Annotated in this window: 14 protein-coding genes; 2 read left to right on the top strand and 12 right to left on the bottom strand. The window is 71.8% G+C overall.

Annotated features, from left to right (window positions below; genetic code table 11):
- Window positions 1-198: 198 nt before the first annotated feature.
- The 6 genes from O7611_RS05405 to O7611_RS05380 all read right to left on the bottom strand — a co-directional run bounded on the left by O7611_RS05405 (window position 199) and on the right by O7611_RS05380 (window position 6,412).
- Window positions 199-912, bottom strand: coding sequence for a gamma-glutamyl-gamma-aminobutyrate hydrolase family protein (locus O7611_RS05405; RefSeq protein ID WP_194799775.1), 714 nt, complete (start codon window positions 910-912; stop codon window positions 199-201).
- The gene (locus O7611_RS05400) at window positions 909-1,676 is read right to left on the bottom strand and encodes a 3-oxoacyl-ACP reductase (RefSeq protein WP_269696304.1); all 768 of its coding nucleotides are present in this window, start codon (window positions 1,674-1,676) and stop codon (window positions 909-911) included. The genes O7611_RS05405 and O7611_RS05400 overlap by 4 nt, the downstream gene beginning before the upstream one ends.
- A gap of 5 nt (window positions 1,677-1,681) precedes the next feature.
- Window positions 1,682-3,037 (bottom strand): aldehyde dehydrogenase family protein, encoded by a 1,356-nt coding sequence (locus O7611_RS05395; protein ID WP_269696303.1) that lies wholly within the window; start codon window positions 3,035-3,037, stop codon window positions 1,682-1,684.
- Window positions 3,038-3,157: 120 nt separating this feature from the next.
- Window positions 3,158-4,522: a glutamine synthetase family protein gene (locus O7611_RS05390; protein WP_194799773.1), complete on the bottom strand. Its 1,365-nt coding sequence runs from the start codon at window positions 4,520-4,522 to the stop codon at window positions 3,158-3,160.
- A 46-nt stretch (window positions 4,523-4,568) separates the two neighbouring features.
- A complete protein-coding gene (locus O7611_RS05385) occupies window positions 4,569-5,264 on the bottom strand; it encodes a response regulator (RefSeq protein WP_194799772.1) in 696 nt (231 codons plus the stop codon).
- Window positions 5,252-6,412, bottom strand: coding sequence for a sensor histidine kinase (locus tag O7611_RS05380; protein WP_269696302.1), 1,161 nt, complete (start codon window positions 6,410-6,412; stop codon window positions 5,252-5,254). Before O7611_RS05380 ends, O7611_RS05385 begins: the two co-directional genes overlap by 13 nt.
- A gap of 179 nt (window positions 6,413-6,591) precedes the next feature.
- Between O7611_RS05380 and O7611_RS05375 the strand changes: the two genes are divergently transcribed.
- A complete protein-coding gene (locus tag O7611_RS05375; RefSeq protein WP_194799770.1) occupies window positions 6,592-7,782 on the top strand; it encodes a serine hydrolase domain-containing protein in 1,191 nt (396 codons plus the stop codon).
- A 245-nt stretch (window positions 7,783-8,027) separates the two neighbouring features.
- On the opposite strand, the gene O7611_RS05370 is transcribed toward O7611_RS05375, so the two are convergent.
- Entirely contained in the window at window positions 8,028-8,987 is a 960-nt protein-coding gene (locus tag O7611_RS05370; RefSeq protein ID WP_269696301.1) for an ArsR/SmtB family transcription factor, read from the bottom strand.
- Window positions 8,988-9,045: 58 nt separating this feature from the next.
- Between O7611_RS05370 and O7611_RS05365 the strand changes: the two genes are divergently transcribed.
- A complete protein-coding gene (locus tag O7611_RS05365; protein WP_194799768.1) occupies window positions 9,046-10,326 on the top strand; it encodes an MFS transporter in 1,281 nt (426 codons plus the stop codon).
- A 33-nt stretch (window positions 10,327-10,359) separates the two neighbouring features.
- Here the strand turns inward: O7611_RS05365 and O7611_RS05360 are convergent, their stop codons facing one another.
- The 5 genes from O7611_RS05360 to O7611_RS05340 form a co-directional block, all read right to left on the bottom strand.
- Window positions 10,360-10,737: a nuclear transport factor 2 family protein gene (locus tag O7611_RS05360; RefSeq protein ID WP_194799767.1), complete on the bottom strand. Its 378-nt coding sequence runs from the start codon at window positions 10,735-10,737 to the stop codon at window positions 10,360-10,362.
- 29 nt (window positions 10,738-10,766) lie between these two features.
- A complete protein-coding gene (locus O7611_RS05355; RefSeq protein ID WP_194799766.1) occupies window positions 10,767-12,341 on the bottom strand; it encodes an amino acid permease in 1,575 nt (524 codons plus the stop codon).
- 262 nt (window positions 12,342-12,603) lie between these two features.
- Window positions 12,604-13,104, bottom strand: coding sequence for a DUF456 domain-containing protein (locus tag O7611_RS05350; protein WP_194799765.1), 501 nt, complete (start codon window positions 13,102-13,104; stop codon window positions 12,604-12,606).
- 9 nt (window positions 13,105-13,113) lie between these two features.
- Window positions 13,114-15,264 carry a putative bifunctional diguanylate cyclase/phosphodiesterase gene (locus O7611_RS05345; protein WP_194799764.1) on the bottom strand — a complete coding sequence of 717 codons (2,151 nt, stop codon included), beginning with the start codon at window positions 15,262-15,264 and terminating at the stop codon, window positions 13,114-13,116.
- A 5-nt stretch (window positions 15,265-15,269) separates the two neighbouring features.
- Window positions 15,270-16,088 carry an SAM-dependent methyltransferase gene (locus O7611_RS05340; RefSeq protein WP_194799763.1) on the bottom strand — a complete coding sequence of 273 codons (819 nt, stop codon included), beginning with the start codon at window positions 16,086-16,088 and terminating at the stop codon, window positions 15,270-15,272.
- Between the last annotated feature and the right edge of the window lie 19 nt (window positions 16,089-16,107).

Raw genomic sequence — 16,107 nt, 5'->3', positions numbered from 1 at the left:
CCGCTCCGGCCATGATCACGACGGTCGGCGCTGTCACGCCGACCGTCCCCGCCTACTACCCCGACGGTCGAGCAACGTAACGCACCCGCACCGTTCGACGCTGCTTACCTCCGTGTCATCCTGGCGTAACCGACGCTCCGGGGCGACTCGGGCGACCTCGCAGGGTCGGCGGGACCGCCGATTCGGCTGTCCGCGCACCTACGAAACGCGGGTGTGTGATCTGGCCGACATCGCGGCCCGGACCAGCGCGGCCACCGGCCGCGGATCGGCCTCGTTCTCCGGATGCCACTGCACCCCGAGCACGAAGCGCCGCGCCGGATCCTCCACCGCCTCGACCACCCCGTCGTCGGCCCAGCCGGTCACCGCCAGGCCGCCGGGGTCGGCCACCGCCTGATGGTGGTACGAGTTGACCCGGTCCACCCCGGTCATCACCTCGGCGGCCCGGCTGCCGGTGGCGAAGCGCACCGGATGCGACCCGTACACGCCCGGCGCGGGCCGGTGCCCGTCGTGCCCGACCACGTCCGGCAGGTGCTGGTGCAGCAGACCGCCGTACGCCACCGCGAGCAGCTGCATCCCCCGGCACACGCCCAGCACCGGCAGGTCGGCGGCGAGCGCGGCGGTCAACAGCGTCGTCTCCCCCGCGTCGCGCTCCGGCCGGCTCTCGGTGCGCGGGTCCGGCGGCTCGCCGTACCGCTCCGGGCCGACGTCCGCGCCGCCGGCCAGCAGCAGCCCGTCCAGCAGCCCCAGCACGTCCGCGTCGGCGTCGTCCGGGGGCAGCACCACGGCCCGGCCGCCCGCCGCGGTGACCGCCCGGACGTACGCGTGCGGCACGAGCGTCGCCGGCACGTCCCGCCACACCGCCCAGCCGGCCGGCTCGACGTATGCGGTGATGCCGATGACAGGTCGCGTCATAGCGGAGTGACGTACGCGCCGGTGATGCCGCCGTCGACGACGAACTGCGCGGCGGTCATGAACGAGGCGTCGTCGCTGGCGAGGAACGCCACCGCGGCGGCGATCTCGGTCGGGTCGCCGAACCGGCCCATCGGCACGTGCACCAGCCGCCGGGCAGCCCGCTCCGGGTCCTTGGCGAACAACTCCAGCAGCAGCGGCGTCGCCACCGGCCCGGGACACAGCGCGTTGACCCGGATGCCCTCGCGGGCGAACTGCACGCCCAGCTCCCGGGTCATCGCCAGCACCCCGCCCTTGCTCGCCGTGTACGCGATCTGCGAGGTGGCCGCGCCCATCAGCGCCACGAACGACGCGGTGTTGATGATCGAGCCCTTGCCCTGCCGCCGCATGTGCGGGATGACGTACTTGCAGCACAGGTAGACGCTCGTGGTGTTGACCCGCAGCACCCGCTCCCAGGCGTCCAGGCCGGTCTCCAGGATCGAGTCGTCGTCCGGCGGCGAGATGCCCGCGTTGTGGAACGACACGTCCACCCGGCCGTGCCGCTGCACCACCCCGTCGAACAGGTCATGCACGGCCGTCTCGTCGGCCACGTCGGCGGCGACGAACTCGCCGCCCACCTCCTGGGCGGCCCGGGTACCGGCGTCGGCGTCGATGTCCACGCACACCACCCGGGCGCCCTCGGCGGCGAAACGCCGTACGGTGGCCAGCCCGATGCCGCTGCCCGCGCCGGTCACGACCGCCACCCGGTCGGAAAGCCGTCCCTGCACTGTGATCACTCCTCGGTGCCGATGAACACGTTCTTGACGTCGGTGAAGGCGTGCAGCGCGTCCGGACCCAGCTCCCGGCCCAGGCCGGAACGCTTCATCCCGCCGAACGGGGTCCAGTAGCGCACCGAGGAGTGCGAGTTGACGCTGAGGTTGCCCGATTCGACGGCGCGGGCCACCCGCACCGCCCGCCCGACGTCCCGGGTCCAGATCGAGCCGGAGAGCCCGTACTCGGTGTCGTTGGCGAGCCGGATCGCGTCCGCCTCGTCGTCGAACGGCAGCACCGAGACGACCGGGCCGAACACCTCCTCCCGCCAGTGCCGATCGGCCGGGGAGCCGGCGAGCAGCACCGTCGGGGCGTACCAGAAGCCGGGACCGTCGGGGCACGAGCCGGTGAATGCGACGTCCGCCCCGTCGACGTACCCGGCGACCCGGTCCCGGTGCGCGGCGGAGATCAGCGGGCCCATCTCGGCCGTGTCCCGGGCCGGGTCCTCCACCCGCACCGCCCGTACGGCCGGTTCGAGCAGTTCCAGGAACCTGTCGTACACCCGGCGCTGGACCAGGATCCGGGAGCGGGCGCAGCAGTCCTGGCCCGCGTTGTCGAAGACGGCGTACGGCGCTGTCGCCGCCGCCTTCTCCAGGTCCGCGTCGGCGAAGACGATGTTCGCCGACTTGCCACCCAGCTCCAGCGTCACCCGCTTCACCTGGGCCGCGCAGCCGGCCATGATCCGGGTGCCGACCTCGGTCGAGCCGGTGAAGCAGATCTTGCGGACCGCCGGGTGGGTGACGAACCGCTCGCCGACCACACTGCCCCGACCGGGCAGCACGGTGAACACGCCGTCGGGCAGGCCGGCGTCGCGGGCCAGTTCGGCCAGGCGCAGCGCGGTGAGCGGGGTCAGCTCGGCCGGTTTCAGCACCACCGTGTTGCCGGCGGCCAGTGCCGGGGCGAACCCCCAGCCGGCGATCGGCATGGGGAAGTTCCACGGCACGATCACGCCGACCACGCCCAGCGGCTCGTGGAAGGTCACGTCGAGCCCGCCGGGCACCGGGATCTGGTGCCCGGTCAGCCGTTCCGGCGCGCCCGCGTAGTAGTCGAGCACGTCGCGGACGTTGCCCGCCTCCCAGCGCGCGTTGCCGATGGTGTGCCCGGCGTTGCGCACCTCCAGGAGCGCCAGCTCATCCAGATGCGCGTCGACCCGGGCGGCGAACCGCCGCAGCAGCCGCCCCCGATCCCCCGGCGCCACCCGACGCCACGTCTCGAACGCCGCGGAAGCCCGCGCGACCGCCGCATCCACGTCCTCGACGGAGCACCCCGGAACGACCCCGATCCCCGCCCCGTCGACAGGCGAAATCACCTTACCCACGCGCGCCCCTCCCCTTCTCCCCGCCGATCTTGCAGTTGCTGCCCCGGCAAAAGCCGCACAACACCCCGGCCGGGGGCCGCAAGTGCAAGATCGACGTGGACAGCGGGGCGCGACGGCGGGTCAGAGGCGTTCGAAGCCACGAGTCAGCTCCCAGTCCGTCACCGCAGCGTCGAAGGCGGTCAGCTCGACCTTCGCCTGGTTGGCGTAGTGGGCGGCCACCTCGTCGCCGAACGCCTCCCGGGCCACCTCGGAGCGCTGCCACAGGTCCAGCGCGTCACGCAACGTGGTGGGCACCCGCTCGGCGTCCGGGTCGTCGTACGCGTTCCCGGTGCACTCGTCGCCCAGTTCCAGCTCGTTCTCGATCCCGTGCACCGCGCCGGCCACCAGCGCGGCGATCGCCAGGTACGGGTTGACGTCGGCCCCCGGCACCCGGTTCTCCACCCGCATCCCCTGCCCGTGCCCGACCAGCCGCAACGCACAGGTGCGGTTGTCGGTGCCCCAGCGCAACGCGGTCGGCGCGAACGAGCCGGGCTGGTAGCGCTTGTAGGAGTTGATGTTCGGCGCGAAGAACAGGCTGAACTCGCGCATGGTGGCGAGCAACCCGGCCAGCACCCGCTGCCCGGTGACGCTCAGGTGCGCCGGCCCGTCCCCCAGCATCGCCGACGAGCCGGAGGCGTCGCGCAGCGAGAAGTGGATGTGGCAGGAGTTGCCCTCCCGCTCGTTCGGCTTGGCCATGAACGTGATCGCCATGCCCTCCTGGGCGGCGATCTCCTTCGCGCCGTTCTTGTAGATGACGTGGTGGTCGGCGCAGCGCACCGCCTCGTCGTACCGGAAGGCGATCTCGTGCTGGCCGAGGTTGCACTCGCCCTTCGCGCTCTCCGGGGTGAGCCCGGCGCCGGCCATCTCGGTGCGGATGCGGCGCAGCAGCGGCTCGACCCGGGCGGTGCCGAGCAGCGAGTAGTCCACGTTGTACTGGTTGGCCGGGGTCAGGTCGCGGTAGCCGCGCCGCCACGCCTCCTCGTACGAGTCGCGGTAGAGCACGAACTCCAGCTCGGTGCCGGCGTACGCGGTCAGCCCGTGCGCGGCCAGCCGGTCGAGCTGGCGGCGCAGGATCTGCCGGGGCGAGGCGACCACCGGGCCGGAGCCGTCCAGCCACTCCAGGTCGGCCAGCAGCAGCGCGGAGCCGGGCTGCCAGGGCATCCGGCGCAGCGTATCCAGGTCGGGGCGCATGGCGAAGTCGCCGTAGCCGCGTTCCCAGCTCGACATCGCGTACCCGTCGACGGTGTTCATGTCGACGTCCACGGCGAGCAGGTAGTTGCAGCCCTCGCTGCCGTGCGAGACCACCTGGTCGAGGAAGTAGGGCGCGTGGAACCGCTTGCCCTGCAAGCGCCCCTGCATGTCGGTGAGCGCGAGCACCACCGTGTCGATCTCACCCTCGGCGACGGCGACCCGCAGCTGCTCCAGCGAGAACGGAGTTTTCCTCATCGACGCGCCTCCATCACCAAGGTCTACTGGCAGAACCGGATCACCGTCAATGCCCCCTGCGGCCACCGTCGCAAACGCGATCGGTCGAGGGCGGAGGCCCGCCCGCCCCGTTGAGGTAGGTGAGAACGGCCAGGACGCGGCGGTGGCCGCTGTCGGTCACGGCGAGGCCCAGCTTGGTGAAGATGTTGCCGATGTGCTTGTGTACGCCGTTGTCGGTGATGACGAGCCGGTCGGCGATGGCGGTGTTGTCGTGTCCCTGGGCCATCAGCGCGAGCACCTCGCGTTCGCGGGGCGTGAGGACGGAGATGGGGTCCCGGCGGCGGGCCAGGAGTTGGGCGACGACCTCGGTGTCCATGGCGGTGCCACCGGCGGCCACCCGGCGCAGCGCGTCGACGAACTCGTCCACCCGGCTGACCCGATCCTTGAGGAGGTAGCCGACACCGCCGCCGGTGGTGGCGAGGAGTTCTGCGGCGTACTGCTGCTCGACGTACTGCGACAGCACCAGGACCGGCAGGTCGGGATGCTGTCGACGGGCCTTCAGTGCGGCCCGGATGCCCTCGTCGCGGAACGACGGCGGCAACCGGACATCGACAATGACAATGTCCGGCCGGTGGTCCCGCACGGCGGTGAGGAAGCCCGCCGCGTCGCCCGCGATGGCGACGGTGTCGAATCCGACGCTGTTGAGCAGCAGTTTCAGCCCGGTGGCCAGCAGCACGTTGTCTTCGGCGATCACAACCTGCACGGCAGCTCCAAGGTGATCGTCGTCGGCCCGCCGGCCGGGCTGTCGACGTCGACGGCCCCGTCGAGCGCGAGCACGCGGCGACGGATTCCAGCCAGGCCGGTGCCGACCCGATCGTCGGCGCCGCCGACGCCGTTGTCGGTGATCGCCACCGACAACCGGTCGGCCCTGCGGGTCACCGTGATGCCGGCCGCTGTCGCCCGGCTGTGCTTGGTGACGTTGGTGAGCGCCTCGGCAACGGCGAAGTAGACGACGGCCTCCACCGCCGCCGGCACGGTGTCGAGGTCGCCGACGTCCAGCCGGGTCGGCACGCCGCAGCGGGCCGTCACCGCGGTCAACGCCCCGGTCAGGCCGCGGTCGGCGAGGATCGGCGGGTAGACGGTGCGGATCACCTCACGGAGTTCGGTCATCGCCTCCTCGGTTCCTTCGTGGGCGTCCCGGAGAAGATCCTCCAGGAGCTGCTCGTTCCGGGGGTTGTCGTACAGCGCCCGTCGGGCCACGGCCAACCGCATGGCGATGGCCACCAGCCGGGCCTGGGTGCCGTCGTGCAGGTCGCGCTCGATCCGGCGCAGCTCCGCGCCGTGCGCGTCGAGCACGTCCGCCCGGGTACGGGTCAGCACGGCGACCCGGTCGGCGAGCTGTTCGGTCGTGGAGTGCGACAGCACCGCCAGACAGATCCGGGCGTGCGCGCGGGCGATCGGCGGCAGGGCCAGGTACGCCAGCGCCGCGAGCAGGAGCATCTGCAGGGGGCCGAGGGTGAGAGCCGACGTCCAGCCGGTAACCGGGATGTCGATGAACAGCCGGGGCCGTTCTTCCGGCGCGAACGCCCACCACAGCGGTGTGGCGACCGCGGCGGGCACGAGGTTGCCTACGCACAACAGCGTGAGCAGACCGAACACCGTCCCGGTGAGGGCGTTCACCGGCAGCCAGAGCAGGTCGCGGAGCGTGGCCGGATCGGCCCAGGCCCGGCGGCCCGGCACGGGCAGGGCGGGACGTGCCGCCAAGGGCGTCCCGAGCAGGCGGCCGGCTCGGCTCCGGTGCCAGTTCGCCCACCGCCGGGCGAGCCTCGGATGGCACAGCAGCGGCAGCGCACACAACGTCGCGATTCCGGTGGCCAGTGCCGCCAGCAGGAACACGCCAGCACGCCACACCTGCACCCATCGTCGTCCTGACGTCACAGCATGCCTTTCCGCGTACCGGCGGGGCGGTGTCCCGGCCCGGCGCCAAGTCTGCCCGGCGACTGCCGCCCGGGGCACTACAGGCAGCTGTACCTGAAATGCGGTGGTACGAGGTATCGGCCCGCGCCGAAGCCGCTCCTAGCGTCGACGGCATGAGATCGAACAGCAGAATTCCCTCGCTACGACGAGTCGCGTCGGGTGCGGCGGCCGGACTTGTCGCCCTCGGAGTCGCGGTCACCGGGCTCGGCCCCGCGGAAGGATCGGCGACCCGTCCGGGTCACCCGGACAGGCGGCTGCAACGGGACACCGACGCGATCCACGCCCTCGGGGTGACCGGCGTCCAAGCCCGGGTGACCACCGCCGACGGCCGGCACCTCGTCGCCACCAGCGGCGTCGCCGACCGGGCCACCGGACGCCCGGTGCCACCGACCGGGCGCTTCCGGATCGCGAGTACCCGCAAGGCGTTCGAAGCCGCCGTCCTCCTACAACTGGTCGAGGAGCACCGGCTGTCCCTCGACGACACAGTCGAGCGGTGGCTACCGGGCGTGGTCCGCGGCAACGGCAACGACGGCCACCGGATCACCGTGCGTCACCTCCTGCAGAACACCAGCGGCATCCACGACGACCTGCCCGGCTACACCACACCCGAGGAATACCTCCAGCAGCGGTACGACGTCTACACACGCGAGCAACTCGTGGCGCGGGCGATGAACCACCGGCCGGACTTCGAACCCGGAGCGAGCTGGAACTACTCCAACACCGGCTTCGTCCTGGCTGGCATGATCATCGAGCGGGTCACCGGCCGGTCGCTGCGACAGGAGGCCACCGACCGGATCGTCAGTCCGCTCGGCCTGCACGACACCACCTGGCCCGGCACCTCGCCGTCCCTGCCCCGCCCGCACGCCCGGGCATACCAACTGTTCGAGACCGGTGAGCTGGTGGACGTCACCGAGCAGGTTCTGGTCGACCCGGACTCCATCGTCTCCAGCACCCGAGACCTCGACCGGTTCTTCCGGGCCCTGCTGGGCGGCCGGCTGTTGCGCCCCGCACAACTGGCCGAGATGAGACGCACGGTCGAGATCAACGAGGACATCGGCGCGATCTGGCCGGGCGGCCGCTACGGGCTCGGCCTGGTCAGCCGCCCGCTGCCCTGCGGGGGCGTCTACTGGGGCCACGACGGCGGCGACGGCGGCTACATCACCGTCACCGGCGTCAGCGACGACGGCCGGCGCAGCGCCGTCGTGTCCATGTCCGCCTCGCTCGGCGACTCGCTGGACCACATGCTCGGGCAGCAACGCGGCGCCGACACGCTGATCCAGAACGCGCTGTGCGGCCGGTTGTGACCGGACCAAGCCGCGTGCCGTGAACGAGAGCCCGACCGGCGAGCACGCGGGTCGGGCCCATTTCTGCGGTAGGCGGGGCCCAGCTCAGCCGCCGCAGGGCGGCCCGCTGTGGGTGGCGACGAGCAACCTCGACGGTCGCGGCACGACGGCGGCCGACGACCGCGTCCTCCGTTTACCGCTCACCCACCGTCGCCCCACGAGCTGACCCGGGGGTACGCGGACAGCGCGGCCCGGGATCAGTCACGTCAGAACGATGAGGCACCGGCCACGAGCGCCCGGGCCGCGTCGGTCCACCAGTAGAAGACCTCGCGGCCCGACCGGCGCTTCTGAAGCAGGCCGGCCTCCGTCAGCACGCGCAGGTGACCCCCGACAGTGCCCAGTGGCAGTTCGGTCGCGGCGACCAATGCGGTGGTGCTGATCGGTTCGGCCGCCTGCACCAGGATCCGGCTCCGTGCGTCACCGAGCAGACGCCGCAGAGGATCCGGCGTGCCGAGAGGCGCCCCGGCGAAGATCCCCGTCACCGGATAGACGATCCCGAACCGGTCGGGCAACCTCCAGGAGACCCAGCCTCCCCGGCAGTGGGCCGCGAAGAAGGTCAGCTCCCCGCCCCGTACGTCGAACGGCGGGTAGGGCCGTTCCTCGACCTGCAACCGGCCGTCGCCGAGCCAGCACATGCCCGGCCGCATGTCGTCGATGACCCCGGCCCATCCGTCCCTGCCCAGGCGGGAGATCCGGGACACCACGTCGGCGCGCAGTACCGATTGCCGGCGCGGCCAGTCCGCCTCGATCGTGTGGTGCCAGACCCAGCGCAGCAGAGCAGCAGCCCGGCCCGCCAACCCTGGACCGCGCAACTCGGGGGGCAGCGGGGAGCGTACGCGGGCCAGATCCGCTCGGATCCGCTCGTCCGGCAGCGATTCCAGCGCCACGATCTCGTCGTCGAGCGTCATGTTCGGACGGGCGGGAGGCACCGTCATGAAGTCGGCCATCCAGGAGGGCGACATGGCGTGCGCCACGATGGCCGCGGTCACGGGGTCGCCGTCGAGGAAACCTCGGAATGCGTCGGCGTGCTGGTCCCGCCAGGCCCGGTGCCACGGAAGCGGCTGACCTCGGCGCAGGATGTTGAGCGCCCCCAACGTCTCGGTGAGTTGTGACGTGCCGAAACGTGCCTGCGCCATCACTTCTGCGTCGACCAGGAACACCGCCACGTTTCGCCTCCAGTCGAAACTCTAGGGTCGCACCGCGCGATACCTCAAGCTGCCGGCCATGCAGAGCGTCATTCAGTCGACCGAACCGCGGACCGTGGGCGGGCGGAACTTCAGGGCGTTGTGGGCCGGTGTCGGGATCACCAACCTGGCCGACGGCGTCGTCAAGCTGACCCTGCCCCTGGTGGCCGTGTCGATGACGGACTCCCCCGCACTGGTCGCCGGCACCACTCTGGCCAACACCCTGCCCTGGCTGTTGTTCTCGCTGCCCGCCGGCGTCCTCGCCGACCGGGTCGACCGCCGACGCCTGATCATGGCCTCGACCGTCGTGCGCGCCCTGATCCTGGCCGTGCTCGTCGCCGGCTTCCTCGCGGACGCGCTGCCGCTGGCCGGCCTGTACGCGGGAGCACTGGCACTCGGCATCGCCGAGGTGTTCACCGACACCACCCGGATGTCGGTGGTGCCGATGGTCGTCCCCCGGAACCGCATGGAGTCCGCGTACGCCAAGTTGACCGCGACCGAGACCGTCGCCAACGAGTTCATCGGGCCTCCTCTGGGCGGGCTGCTGGCTGCCGCCGGGCTGGCCGTCGCGCTCGGCGCCGGAGGCGTCGGCTACGCCGGCGCGCTGCTCGCCTTGGCGCTCATGACCGGTCCCTATCGCAGCAACCGCCACCCCGGCTCGACGCCGAGCGCGTCCGGCCTTCGTGCCGACATCCGGGAGGGCGTCCGGTACGTGTGGCGGGAGCGGGTGTTGCGGACGCTGCTGCTGGTAGCCGGCGCGGCGAGTGGCTGCTGGGCGGCGTGGATGTCGGTCATCGTCGTCTATGCGGTCGCGCCCGGACCGCTGGACCTCAGCCGCTCGGAGTACGGACTGCTGATCGGCGCCCTGGGAGTGGGCGGCGTGCTGGGCGCCGGTGTCGCGCCGGCGCTCACCCGCCGGCTGGGAAGGCCGGTCGTCCTCACCGCGTCGATGGCCTGTTTCGCCGTGCTGCTGGCGGCACCGGCGATCTCCTCGTCACCCCCGCTGATCGCCGTGACCACCCTCCTGGGCGGCGCCGGCAGCGGCGCCTGGAACGTCACCTACAGCTCACTGCGCGCGCTCGTCGTCCCCGATGCGATGATGGGGCGCTACAGCGGGGTGAGTCGCCTGACCAGCTGGGGATCGATGCCGCTCGGGGCTCTGCTCGCCGGCTTCACCGCGGAACTGATCGGCGTCAGAGCGGTCTTCTGGGGCGGGGCAGCGCTGTGTGCCCTGGTGATCGCGGTGACGTTGCGTACGGTCAGCTCGCCGGAGTTCCGGCGGTTGGAAGCCCGCGCGAACGCCTCCACGGATCGCGACTGACTCGCCGCGATCCGAGGTGCCGACGCTGACGCGTCACATCGGCCGGACCCAGGCGGACCGCCACTGCGGGGACGGGTCCGCACCGAGGCTCGTCCAGTACTCCCGACCGTCGACGATCCGCCCGTCGCGCACGGTCCAGAACGACGCGACCCGGTGCACGCCCATCCCCTCGTGCGGCACCTCCACTTCGGACACGACCGTCTCGCCCGCCGCCACCACCCGCAGTACCCGGATCGACCAGCCCTCCGGGTACTCGGCGTTGATCTTCACGTAGTTGTCGCGGCCCACGATCCGCTCGGCGCTGGCCGGCCACTCCACCACCACGTCGTCGGCCAGCAGCTCGCCGACGCCGGCCCAGTCCCGGGCCTGCATGCGCTCCCACAACGCGCGTACCACCGCTTCCGAGTCCATTACCGGATGATGGCAGGACCCACCGACAGCTACGACGGCTCGGCGGGCTCGGGTTCGGGTTCGGCCTGGTCGACGGTGCGGCGCGGGCCGGTGAACCACTTGCGGGCCGAGGCGTACCACCAGATGGCGACGCCGAGCAGTACGCCACCGATGGCGATGGGCGCGTAGTTCACCGCCGTCCAGCTGAAGTCGGGGTTGCCTGGTACACCCGCCGGGACGATCGGCAGCACGAAGTAGACCGAGATGACCGCGATCTCGACCACCGCGATCCAGCCGAGCAGCTTGTAGCGGCGGCCGAGCGTCCACGGGCCCGGGGTGAACCGGTCGCCCATCCGCAGCCGCAGGAAGATCGGGATGATGAAGGACAGGTACAGCCCGATCACCGCGACAGACACCACCGCGTAGAACGCGACCGGGATGCCGCCACGCTGGTAGAGCGCGGGCAGCGTGAGCACCAGCCCGGCCAGCGTCGCGCCGATGATGGCGTTGACGGGCGTGCCGTTGCGGTTCACCTTCGACCAGAGTCTCCAGCCGGGCACCGCGCGGTCCCGGCTGAACGCGTACGCCATCCGCGACATCGACGTCACGCAGCTCATGCCGCAGAAGAACTGCCCGATGGTGGAGATGATGATGACGGCCTTGAAGAAGAACGGCGTCAGCGCGCTCTCGAAGATCGCCCCGGAGAAGCCGCCCGCCTCGTTTATGGCGTCCACGTCGGTGGCCGCGAACAGGAACGCCAGCAGCAGGATCCAGCCACCCACCGCCGAGTAGAAGATCGACCGCCACAGCCCCTGCGCGGCGGCCTTGGACGCGCCCCGGGTCTCCTCGGAGACGTGCGCGCAGGCGTCGAAGCCGGTGATCGTGTACTGCGTGAGCAGGAAACCCAGTGGCAGCACGTAGAACCAGAACGCCAGCCCGCCGGTGTCGCCGTCCCCGAAGCCGGAGTTGTTGAACCGCTCGGTGAACACGAACTGGAAGCTCTGGTGGTTGTCCGGGACCAGGACCAGGATCAGCACCACGGCGGCCGCGCCGGCCACGTGCCACCAGACCGAGACGTTCTGGAGTACGTCGATGATCCGGTGCCCGTAGATGTTGATCAGCCCGTGCAGCGCGAGGATCACCACGAACAGCCCGAACGTCTGGTGCCCGGTGCCGGCCCAGCCGTCGAACAACGCCGACAGCGTCAAGTTGAGGAACGTGGCGCAGCCGTAGTCGACCGACGCGGTCACCGCGACCAGCCCGATCAGGTTGAGCCAGCCGGTGAACCAGCCGTGCACCGGCCGGCCCATCGTCGCCGCCCACCAGTAGATCCCGCCCGCTGTCGGGTACGCGGACACCAGTTCGGCCAGGCAGAAGCCGATGATCAGGATGAACAGCGAGATCAGCGGCCAGCCCCAGGAGATCGCCACCGGGCCGCCGTTGTTCCACGCCTGACCGAACGTGGTGAAGCAGCCGGCCAGGATCGAGATGATGGAGAACGAGATCGCGAAGTTGGAGAAGCCGCTCCACTTGCGGCGCAGCTCCTGTTTGTAGCCGAGTTCGGCGAGTCGTCGGGCGTCGTCGTCCATCGGCTGCTCGGCGGTCGGCGCGGGCGTCGTGGCCACTGCACACCTCCTCGAGGCGATGCTCGTGCGAGTGCTCGCAGTGTGCTCCCGGCCGATCAAGGTGGTCAATACGTACCCCGGTAATTGCGTTGTCGCCCGATCCCACCCGGGGCATCATTGTGGGCGTGACCAGGCCCGACCCGACGGGCCGGCACCGGGCGCTCGGCAACGCCCGGTCCGCGGCGGCGCGCGGCGTCCACCTCTCTCTCACTGATGTACGGCGAACTGCCGTACCCTCCGGACGCCCCGCGCCGCCGCACCTCTAGACGAACAGCAGCCCCGCGACCCACAGCGCGGCGATCATCAGGCCGGCGGTGAACTCCAGGACCATCGACAGCCCGGCCGCCTTGAGTGCCTGCACCGTGGCCGGCCAGGCGAGGCGGGTATCGCCCAGCCGCAGCCGTTCCGCGCCGAAGATCCCGCCGACGAAGCCGATCGGCAGCCCGATCACCGGGATCACGAAGAACCCGACCACGCCGAGCAGTCCGCCGGCCAGCAGCGACGTGGTGGGCACGCCGGTCCGCTTCAGGTTGCGCCCCGGCCAGAGGTACTTGAGCACGGTGCCGCCGGCGGCGATCGCGGTGGCGGCGGCGAGCACCGCCCAGCGGCCCGGCCCGGCGTCGCCGAACAGCGTCCACACCAGCACCCCGCCCCAGCACAGCGGCAGAGCCGGCAGCCCCGGCACGATCACTCCGGCCAGGCCGGCGACGATCGCCAGCGCGGCGACCACCGACACCACGGCCTGCGAATCGGTAAGGCTCACAGTTCTCTCCTACCCGCCCAGGCGGGCGCGGATGCCGTCGGCGGGCACGGGTGCGCCGAACAGCCGGCCCTGCCCGGTGTCGCAGCGCAGCGCGCGCAGCCGTTCGGCCTGTACCTCGGTCTCCACCGCCTCGGCCGTCACCGACAGCTCCAGCGCGTGCGCCAGCCGGACCAGCGCGTCCACGATCCGCTCGTCCCGGTGGTCGGCGGCCACGTCCCCGCCGTCACCCTTTATCCCCTCGACGAACGGGCCGGCCAGCTTCACGCAGTGGATCGGCAGCCGCCGCAGGTACGCCAGGTTCGAGTAGCCGGTGCCGAAGTCGTCGATAGCCAGCCGCAGCCCGAGGCCGGCGAGCTGGTGCAGCGTCCGCAGCGGCTCACCGGCGCTGCCCATGACGGCGCTCTCGGTCAGCTCCAGCTGCAACAGCTCGGCCGGCAGGCCGGTGTGCTGCAACGCCTCGGCCACCGTCTCCACGATGGCCGGGTCGTCGGCCTGCCGGGCGGCCAGGTTGACGCTGACCACCGGCGTGGTGTCCGGGTACGCACGCCGCCACGACTCGGCGTCGCGGCACGCCTGACGCAGCACCCAGGCGCCGAGCCGGACGATCAGGCCGGTCTCCTCGGCCAGCCCGATGAAGCGGTCCGGCCCGATCAGTCCCAGCTCCGGGTGCTGCCAGCGCACCAGCGCCTCGACCGCCACCATCGTGCCGTCCAGCAGCGACACGATCGGCTGGTAGTGCAGCACGAACTCGCCCCGGTCCAGCGCGGCGGGCAGGTTCGCGGCCAGCGCGGAACGGGCGATGTCGGCGGCGCTGCGCTCCGGGTCGTACACCGCCCAGCGGCCCCGGCCCTCCGCCTTGGCCCAGTAGAGCGTGGTGTCGGCGGCCTTCATCAGGTCACCGACGCTCGTCTCCGCCGCCGGGCACTCCACGATGCCGATGCTCGCCGATACGGCCAGCTGCTGGTCGCCGACGTGCACCGGCGCGGACACCGCGGCCAGGGCCAGTTCGGCGACCTCCACCGCGTCGTCGATGCCGCCGTCGGAGTCGACCAGGATGACGAACTCGTCGCCGCCCATCCGGGCCACCAGGTGACCGCGCCCGGCCACGCAGTCGCTGAGCCGGCGGGCGATCACCTTGAGCAGCCGGTCGCCCAGGTCGTGGCCGAGGCTGTCGTTCACCGCCTTGAAGCCGTCCAGGTCGATGAAGCAGAGGCCGACGCGCTGGTCCGGGCCGGCGCCGTCGAAGACCTCGCCGAGTTGTTCGAAGAACAGCGTCCGGTTGGGCAGGCCGGTCAGCGGGTCGTGCAGCGCCTGGAAGCGCAGCCGCTGCTGCAGCTCGTACCGCTGGGTGATGTCCTCCACCATCGCGACGGTGAACCGGGGCCGGCCGTCGTCGTGCCGGATCAGCGAGACCGCGAGGTCGGTCCAGACCACGCTGCCGTCCTTGCGGTAGTAGCGCTTCTCCACCCGGGCGCTGTCCCGCTTGCCCTCGATCAGCTCCTTGTACAGCTCCCACATCCCGGCCGCGTCGTCGGCATAGGCCAGCGCCGACACGTTCATCCGCCGCATCTCCGCGACGGTGTAGCCGAGCATGTCCGCGAACGCCTGGTTGACCTCGATGATCTGCCCGTCCACCCCGGCGATGCCGATGCCGATGACGGCGCCGGTGAAGACCGCCCGGAAGCGGGCCTCGCTGTCGCGCAGCGCCTGCTCGACGGTGTCCCGGGCCTGCCACGCCGACCGGGCGATCCGCTCCTGCTGGCTGAAGACCCGGTCGCGCAGCGCGCGGGCGAACCCGGCAGCGAACGCGCCCTGCAGCAGCGCCACCCGCTCGCGCAGCTCCGGCGACTCGGTGCGTGACGGCAGCACCCAGGGCAGGAACCGGTCACCGAGCGCCTGCACCGACCAGTCGAGCACGCCCGGCTCGGTGAGGTGCGCCTGGACCAGGGCACGCCCCACCTCCTCCGCCGGGCCGGCGGAGAAGGTGGGGGCGAGCAGGGCCTCGCCGAGCCGCTCGGTGAGCGGCACCAGCAGGCGCTCGGTCTCGGCCGCGCTCAGCGGCACGAACCCGATGCGACGCACCGCGCGAGCCCACTCGGCGGCGTACGCGGCGGCGCCGGGCCGGCTGACGTCTCCCCCGTCGCTGTCCGGGGCGCGCATGGGGTTCAGCCGGCGGCGCGGTCGTGCCGGGCGACGCCGCCGAAGGCCCCGAACCGCTCCGGGTGCTCGTCCACGTCCGACGGGGAGTCGGGCCGCCACAGCGGCATGTGCACCACGCCCGGTTCGAGGATCGTCCAGTCGCCGAAGAAGCCGGTGATCTCGGCCCGCGAGCGCAGCGTGATCTCGGTGGCGGTACGCGCCGACAGCCGCTGCGCGTCCAGCATCTCCTGCGGCTGGTCCTCGAACGTGGAGTGGGAGATGACCAGGTAGCTGCCGGGCGCGGCGGCGGCGCGCAGGGTGGCCAGGATGTCGGCCGGGCGGTCGGCGTCGGGTACGAAGTGCACCACGCCGGCGAGCAGGATGCCCAGCGGCCGGTCGAAGTCGATCAGGCCGCTGGCGGCGGCGTGGTCCAGGATCAGCTTCGGCTCGCGCAGGTCGGCCAGGACCGCGGTGGCCCGGTCGTTGCCGGCGAGCAGTTCGTGGCTGTGCGCCACGGCGACCGGGTCGATGTCGACGTACACGATCCGGGCGTCCGCGTTGGCGGCCTGGGCGACCTCGTGCACGTTGCCGACGGTGGGGATGCCGGAGCCGATGTCGAGGAACTGGTCGATGCCGGCGTCGAGCAGCACCCGTACGGCCCGGCGCAGGAACTCCCGCCCGGCGCGCATGGTGGCGGCCAGGTTCGGCGTCATGGCCGCGATCTGTTCGGCGAGCTGCCGGTCGATCTCGAAGTTGTGCGCCCCACCGAGGAAGTAGTCGTAGACCCGAGCGGCGCTCGGCCGGCTCAGGTCGATCTCGGTGGGCAGGCTCTCCGGCGTCTGCATCGCTCGGTCCCCCAGGTCG

Origin of the sequence: Micromonospora sp. WMMC273 (assembly GCF_027460285.1) — a bacterium.
In the GTDB taxonomy this organism is placed as follows: domain Bacteria; phylum Actinomycetota; class Actinomycetes; order Mycobacteriales; family Micromonosporaceae; genus Micromonospora; species Micromonospora aurantiaca.
Note: the sequence above shows the minus strand (reverse complement) of the source record. Positions and strands in the feature narration are given on the sequence as shown.

Excerpts from the sequence above, each read along its gene's own strand:
- O7611_RS05340 (WP_194799763.1), bottom strand. The coding sequence starts at position 16,088 with ATGCAGACGCCGGAGAGCCTGCCCACCGAGATCGACCTGAGCCGGCCG.
- O7611_RS05360 (WP_194799767.1), bottom strand. The coding sequence starts at position 10,737 with ATGGACTCGGAAGCGGTGGTACGCGCGTTGTGGGAGCGCATGCAGGCC.
- O7611_RS05405 (WP_194799775.1), bottom strand. The coding sequence starts at position 912 with ATGACGCGACCTGTCATCGGCATCACCGCATACGTCGAGCCGGCCGGC.
- O7611_RS05365 (WP_194799768.1), top strand. The coding sequence starts at position 9,046 with ATGCAGAGCGTCATTCAGTCGACCGAACCGCGGACCGTGGGCGGGCGG.
- O7611_RS05375 (WP_194799770.1), top strand. The coding sequence starts at position 6,592 with ATGAGATCGAACAGCAGAATTCCCTCGCTACGACGAGTCGCGTCGGGT.
- O7611_RS05345 (WP_194799764.1), bottom strand. The coding sequence starts at position 15,264 with ATGCGCGCCCCGGACAGCGACGGGGGAGACGTCAGCCGGCCCGGCGCC.
- O7611_RS05390 (WP_194799773.1), bottom strand. The coding sequence starts at position 4,522 with ATGAGGAAAACTCCGTTCTCGCTGGAGCAGCTGCGGGTCGCCGTCGCC.